We start from the raw sequence: 6,326 nt of genomic DNA, 5'->3' as shown, positions 1-6,326 counted from the left end.
GCCCAGCGCCGCCGCTTCGTCGAGCACGCGGCGCCATTCGTCGGTCGTCAGCTCGGCACTCGGCGGGTCCAGTGCCAGCGGGTTGGAGCAATAGGCGCATTGCAGCGGACAGCGATGCGTCAGTTCGGCGATCAGCCCCATCGGCGGCGACGGCTGCTTCACAGTTCCACCGCCCCGCGCAGCGCCAGTTTCTCGAACGCTGCCGCCACGTCGCGATCAATCACCGCGCGCGGCGCGGCAAAGCGCGCGACCAGTTCATCGACGATCCCTTCGATCGTCCGCTCGCCATCCACCAGCTTCAGGATCTCGACCGCGATCGCGTCGGGCATGAACAGCTTTTCGGGCGCCAACAAAATCCAGGCGTCGCGCACCGCGTCGAAGCGGAACCTCGTGCCGCGGCGAAACCGAGGAACCCGCAAGTCGCCGCTCATGCCGGATCGGGCACGAAAGCGCCCGGCGGCACGAAGCCAGGGGCTACATAAGCATAATAGAGCCCGTCGAGCTGCGACCACAGCACATCGCACTTGAAACGAAGCGCGGCGAGCACCGCGGCCTGCTTCTCGCCAGTGTCGGCCGCCGCCTTGACATAGGACAGCGCCCACTCGCTGTCCTGCGGCGCCTGGGTTAGCCGCGGGGTGAAATAGGCCAGCGTGTCGGGCTCGACGAAATCATAATGCGCCAGCATGCCGGAAACGCGCTCGGCGATGATCGTCGGCGCGAACAATTCGGTTAGTGACGAGGCGATCGCTTCCAGCAGCGTTCGGTCGCGCACGAAATGGACATAGGCGTCCACTGCAAAGCGGGTTGCTGGGAGCACCGCGCCGGCGCCTTCCACAAGCGCCCGGTTCAGGCCGACCCCTTCGGCCAACCGCAACCAGCGTTCAATGCCACCGGGACTGCCGCCGTTCCCGTCATGATCCTCGATCCGCCTGCGCCATTCGCGACGCAGGTCAGGGCTGGGCAGCCGCGCCATCAGGATCGCGTCCTTGGCCGGGATGTTCGCCTGGTAGTAATAGCGGTTGAGCGCCCAGGCCTGCACCTGCCCGCGCGTCAACAAGCCGTCGTGGAGCAGGCGATGGAAGGGGTGCCGATTGTGGTAGCGTTCGGCACCGATCGCACGCAGCGCCGCCTCCAGTGCGTCCGCACTCATCGGCGCGCTCACAACGCGAACTCCATGCCGTCCTCCCCGACGATCCATCCGGCATCCTCGGCCTCGGTGCGTTCGGGCGTGTCGGCCAGGAGCACCGGGTTCGAGTTGTTCATGTGGATGATGACCTTACGCCCCACCTCGATCGAGCGGAACGCCGCCAGCGTGCCCTCGTCACCGGACAGGCTCATATGTCCCATCCGCCTGCCGGTCTTTGAACCAAGTCCGGCCACGACCATCTCGTCGTCGCGCCACAGCGTCCCGTCGAAGAACACCATGTCCGCGCCGTTCAACCGCGCCGTCAGGTCCGGCGTCATGGCAGCACAACCCGGTATGTAGAACAGGCGGTGCCGCCCATCCGACACCAGCGCGCCGACCGTCGTTTCATCGGCCTGCACCGTCAGCATCGCGTCGCCATCCTCCAGGAACAGCGGCACCTTGCCCGGCACGGCGAACAGGGTGACGCTCAAGCCGCCATCGAGCGGCTGCGGCACGTCCAGCGCCACGCTGCGCCGCGACACCAGGTCGCGCGCCAGCACCTCGAAGATCGGATTGGCATCGAGCACGCCGTGAATGCGCGGCGTCGCCAGCAGCGTAAGGGGCTGACGCTCGCGTAGTGTCAGCAGACCGGCGATCACGTCCACATCGCCGCCGGTCAGTACCACCGCGCTGATGGGGCTGTGCCGACCGCCACCGTGCGGATGCAGCGCGGGGGTGTGCCCGATCTGCTCGCGCACGTCAGGCGATGCGTTGAGCAACGTCCATCGTGCGCCATCGGCGCTGACGGCGATACTCGCCTGGGTTCTGGGGCGTGCCCCCGGATCGCCGGCGCGGGCGCGCCGGCATCCGGGGGCGTCGGAGTTCCATTGCGGAAACCCGCCGCCCGCGGCGGACCCCAGAACCAAGATCTTCACCGCTGATTCAGGCGTTCAGCTCGGCACTCGCATAGCAATTGATCTCCGCACCCAGTGCGATTTCGATGATCTTGGGCGTATTCCAGGCCATGAGCTTGCTCCAATTGAAAGGCGCGGCTTGGCGCGCCTGCGACACATCGCGCGGCACAGCCGTGCCACCATTTCGGTTGCTGCATCGCAGCTGTCGTGCGGCCGATGACGCGCCTCAGCCGTGTGACAGGCTCGAAGGCGCAGCGGTAGCGCCGCGCTCAGTTACTCTGTGTCACGACTTGCGGAACGCGGCTTCGCACGTGTCGCGCACCAGGCGACGCAGTGTCGCCCGAGCGGCGGCTATCTGCTGATAAGCCGCAAAACTATCCAGGCAGTGTTGCATCCAGGAATGGAAGAACGCTCATGGCCTATCTCGTCTTCGACCGTGACCTCAACGACGCGGAAACGTCGGCTGCACTTGCCAGACAATCGAACGCGTCCCCGGCACGTGAACTAAGTGCCGCGGAGCGGTCGACCGTTCTTCTGTCGAGAGACGATTCCCTGCTATCCCTTGCCGATCCGCGGAGCTTGCCGATGCGGTTGATGCGATGCCTGGGTGTCAAGACCGCGAACGCGCTGGCCGACAGGCGTCTTGAGGCGCTGCGCCGGCACGCCGTGATCCTGCGCGTACGCGGCCGGGCGAGCGACGATGATCTCGAGCGCCTGTTCGCGGCCGGTTTCGACAGCGGGCAAGACGCGCTGATCGAACAGATGGTCGCGCCATGGCGGGGCCACCCAAACGTCCGGTCCTACGTCCTCCCCTGCGTCGCGCTCTGCATCGCAGCCGTGCTCGTCTATCGCCTCGTGGCGAAAACGGTGGATGAGCAGACGATCGCACTGATCCTTGCCGGCCTTTCCGCCGTGCTTCTTGCCCCGATCGTGCTGCCTGATCCGCGCCGACGATAGCCGGGCTGCGCCGAAAGCCCGATTGCGACCTGCATCGCGAGTGATGCCGTTGCTGGACAGGTCATGATCACGAGGCGGGTTGCGTGAACACGACAACCCGGAGGCGAGCCGGGACATCGGACGGATCAACCGTAACGAGCACCATCGGCCGACCATGCGAAATCGAAACGGACACCTGCCGGGCAACTGCGTCCGAAGCACTCGATAAGCATTTCGGTCAGGACACGGATCTTGCGCGCTGGGTGCTGACCGGGCGGTCTCACCAGGTAAATGCCCGCTTCGGGCAAGGGATATCGCGTCAGGACCCGCACGAGCCGGCCGGCGGCAATATGGTCATCGACAAACTCGCCTGGAAGGCGGGCAACGCCAACGCCCGCCAACGCAGCGGAGGTCAGGGCAGCGCCATTGTCCGCCTTGAACCGCCCCTGCGGACGCAGCGTGACGGTCTTGTTCCCATCGATACACTGCCATGTCTCGGTCCCGAGCATGACCGCTTCGTGGCTGGAGAGCTCTTCGGGCGTCTCGGGCGAACCATGCCGCGCGATGTAATCGGGACTGGCCACGAACTTGCCGAACAGAGGGGCCACGCGTCGCACGACCAGGTTCGAATCCTCAAGAAACCCAACCCGGATGCCGCAATCGGCGCCATCGGCGATCAGATCGACGAAGCGATCGAAGTAGCTGGTGTGGATGTGGAGCAGGGGATGGCGCCGGGCCATCTCCGCCAGCACTGGGGCCACATGGGTGGGACCGAAGGTAAGTGGCGCTGCGATGCGGAGCCGGCCGCGCAGTTCGCCCGCTGGAAGGATGGTCTCCCGTGTGATATCGATCGCCGTGCAGGCTTGGGCCGCATACTCCCGGAAGGTCGTCCCGGCCTCGGTAAGCGCGGCTCCTCGCGTGTTGCGCGTGAGCAGCTGGACCCCGATCTCCTCCTCCAGCCGCAACAGACGGCGGCTCACGATCGACTTGGACAAGCCCAGCCGCCTGGCCGCGGGTGATACACCGCCGGCGTCGGCGACCTCCACGAAGGTGCGGAGCTCTTCGATTTCCATTCAGCGCTCCACCCGGCAGACGCACGTGGATCGTGGTTCACGCCGGGGCTTTGGGGAAAATGCTAGCAACGCCGAAGCGCGGGCACGCCGGTGACGATGGAAGCCGTTTGCCGGCGTCTTGTGACGCTTGTCGAGGAGAGGTCGTGCAACGTGTGGAAGCAGCACTGGTGAACGTTCGGCGCGCCCAGCCGGCCTGCCTGTCCAGTCGGTGCCATCGCCTCGGCTCGCCTCATCCATCAAACCGCTCCCTCCTCCAGTCTCGGAGAACCGCACCCTATGTAGATGCCGCCCCACGCGCAGATGCGCTCGGGGCGCGACTGCGACGTTGCCACTGCCGCGGGCGCGCCGGTAGTCGCGGGTCGCCGTGATCTGTGTTCCTCCTCCGGGAACGAGATCGCGTCGCCACTCATGTGTTGGTTGAGGAACCGCCTGGCGCTTACGCGCGAAGCGATCCGGGCAACGGGCAATACTCCAGGCAGACCCATGCTCGCGGATCGGACCTCCCCGGCCGACTACTCGACGGGCACAGCCACAGCGTAAGCCTTGAACGGTGCGGCAACTACCCCAGGCTTTCCACGCATGGCGAGTTTGGATTCCAGCGCCCAGATCGTGTCGCCGACTACCGTAATACCGGCAGGCCCGGTCAGGCCCGCTCGCAAGGTGCGGACTTCGACCGTGTCGCCCCTGACGGTAAGGAGGTCGATCGTGCCAGCGCCTTCGGCCAGGACGAACTGTGTTGCGTTCAACCGACGCATTCCATCCGGCTTGATCAGCTTTCGAGTTGTCTTCATCTCCACCGGCACCCCGGCCGCGCCATCGCCCTTCAGCTCGATGCGCAGCAGCTTTCCGCTGGTGAAGCTGTTCACGAAGAGCTGGCGACCAAGGAAAGCGACGCCGTCTGCCCCTTCCAGGTCGGGCGACTTGGACCATTCCTCTAGGCGATCGGCGGCGGCGGAAAGACGCAGCACGCGTCCACCCGCAGTGTCGGCGACATAAGCCGCCCTGTCCGGACCGATCGCGATGTCGTTGCACAGCCCCGTGCCGCCGGGCAGCGGATGCTTGCTGCGGAAGGTACCTGTCGCAAGGTCGTATCGGAAGAGCGCTGGAACGACCGGGGGCGCCCCAGGCGCCGGCGGATCCATCTGGGACGAACACACCCACAGGGTTCCCGACGGCTCGTCGGCGAGGACCCCGAAGGTGTCGAGCAAGCCGTTGTCGCCCGGCGCGATCCATTGGGTCGCGACCGATGCACCCGGTGGCGCCTTGAGGATGCCTCCCGAGCCGACCGAGCTTGTGATGATCGTGCCGTCCCGGGTCGAGGTGATGTTTTCCGGGAACGTCGCGGGGCCATCGACGACGATCTCGCTTAGCCGCGGGCTCGCCTGGGCGGCACACGCAAGCATCAGCACGCTCACCACGACCCTGCGCCTCATGCGACTTCTCCGGCAGGCGGTGCGCCGAAGCGGAAGCTGGAGACGGTGAGACCACCAAGGAAATCGTCCTGATGATAACTGAGCGCGCCGGCGGAGTCGCCCGCCGCGCCGACCGCTACCATCAGCGGAAGAAGATGATCCTCGCGCGGATGCACCGCCCGCGCGCACGGCGCGTCCGCCCAACTCAGCAGACGCGCTTCGCGCTCTTCAGCGGGCGCATCGATCACGGTTTCGCGCAGCCAGTCATCGAACCGGCGGGATGGCTCATATCCGCTGTCATCCCGCATCGCCGGAAGGTTGTGGTAGCTAAGCCCGCTGCCGACGATCAGCACCCTCTCGTCACGCAGCGGCGCCAGCGCCTTGCCGGCGGCGATATGCAGGGCCGGATCGAACCCGGCATGAAGCGACAGCTGGACGACCGGTATGTCCTCGTCCGGATAGAGCGGCTTCATGATGCTGAAGGTGCCGTGGTCGAGCCCGCGCTCGGCGTCGAGACCGGACGGCAGCCCGTGGTCGGCCAGTAACGTGGCCACCCGCTTCGCCAACGCCGGCGCGCCTGGCGCCGCATAGACGATCTCGTACAGGTGCGCGGGAAAGCCGGAATAGTCATATTCCATGCCGGGCCGTGCGGCCGACGAGACTGTAAAGGCGCGCTGCTCCCAATGCCCCGACACCACCAGCACGGCTTTGGGCGCATCTGCCAGTTCGGCTCGCATCCGGACGAGCGAAGCTTCGAGTTCGTCGAAGTTGCGGCGGAACGGCCCGTCCATGTACGGCCACGGCCCGCCGCCATGGCTCACGAAGTACGTTGGTAGGCGGTGCACGGTCATGATCGCTCCTGAAA

Annotated in this window: 8 protein-coding genes; 1 reads left to right on the top strand and 7 read right to left on the bottom strand. The window is 66.1% G+C overall.

Annotation, left to right across the window (positions count from 1 at the left end; all coding sequences use genetic code 11):
* Window positions 1-158: 158 nt before the first annotated feature.
* Genes pqqD through pqqA form a run of 4 tightly spaced genes read right to left on the bottom strand, consistent with a single transcriptional unit; the run spans window position 159 to window position 2,209 of the window.
* A complete protein-coding gene (pqqD, locus tag VL973_RS08820; protein ID WP_325283652.1) occupies window positions 159-431 on the bottom strand; it encodes a pyrroloquinoline quinone biosynthesis peptide chaperone PqqD in 273 nt (90 codons plus the stop codon).
* Window positions 428-1,162, bottom strand: a complete 735-nt coding sequence (gene pqqC, locus VL973_RS08815; protein ID WP_325283651.1) for a pyrroloquinoline-quinone synthase PqqC — start codon at window positions 1,160-1,162, stop codon at window positions 428-430. Before pqqC ends, pqqD begins: the two co-directional genes overlap by 4 nt.
* Window positions 1,159-2,061, bottom strand: a complete 903-nt coding sequence (pqqB, locus tag VL973_RS08810) for a pyrroloquinoline quinone biosynthesis protein PqqB (RefSeq protein ID WP_325283650.1) — start codon at window positions 2,059-2,061, stop codon at window positions 1,159-1,161. Before pqqB ends, pqqC begins: the two co-directional genes overlap by 4 nt.
* 7 nt (window positions 2,062-2,068) lie before the next feature.
* Window positions 2,069-2,209 carry a pyrroloquinoline quinone precursor peptide PqqA gene (gene pqqA, locus VL973_RS08805; RefSeq protein WP_325283649.1) on the bottom strand — a complete coding sequence of 47 codons (141 nt, stop codon included), beginning with the start codon at window positions 2,207-2,209 and terminating at the stop codon, window positions 2,069-2,071.
* Window positions 2,210-2,454: 245 nt separating this feature from the next.
* Between pqqA and VL973_RS08800 the strand changes: the two genes are divergently transcribed.
* Window positions 2,455-2,997, top strand: coding sequence for a hypothetical protein (locus VL973_RS08800; protein ID WP_325283648.1), 543 nt, complete (start codon window positions 2,455-2,457; stop codon window positions 2,995-2,997).
* Window positions 2,998-3,122: 125 nt separating this feature from the next.
* Here VL973_RS08800 and VL973_RS08795 read toward each other — a convergent pair whose 3' ends face one another.
* From VL973_RS08795 to VL973_RS08785, 3 genes are all read right to left on the bottom strand, one after another.
* Window positions 3,123-4,049, bottom strand: a complete 927-nt coding sequence (locus tag VL973_RS08795) for a LysR family transcriptional regulator (RefSeq protein ID WP_325283647.1) — start codon at window positions 4,047-4,049, stop codon at window positions 3,123-3,125.
* Window positions 4,050-4,561: 512 nt separating this feature from the next.
* Entirely contained in the window at window positions 4,562-5,464 is a 903-nt protein-coding gene (locus tag VL973_RS08790; protein ID WP_325283646.1) for an SMP-30/gluconolactonase/LRE family protein, read from the bottom strand.
* Window positions 5,465-5,478: 14 nt separating this feature from the next.
* Complete coding sequence (locus VL973_RS08785; RefSeq protein WP_325283653.1) at window positions 5,479-6,312, bottom strand: DODA-type extradiol aromatic ring-opening family dioxygenase; 834 nt, start codon at window positions 6,310-6,312, stop codon at window positions 5,479-5,481.
* Between the last annotated feature and the right edge of the window lie 14 nt (window positions 6,313-6,326).

The organism is Sphingomonas sp. (assembly GCF_035490575.1).
Lineage (GTDB): Bacteria > Pseudomonadota > Alphaproteobacteria > Sphingomonadales > Sphingomonadaceae > Sphingomonas.
The sequence above is the reverse complement of the archived record's forward strand: the minus strand, read 5'-3'. Positions and strand labels throughout refer to the sequence as shown.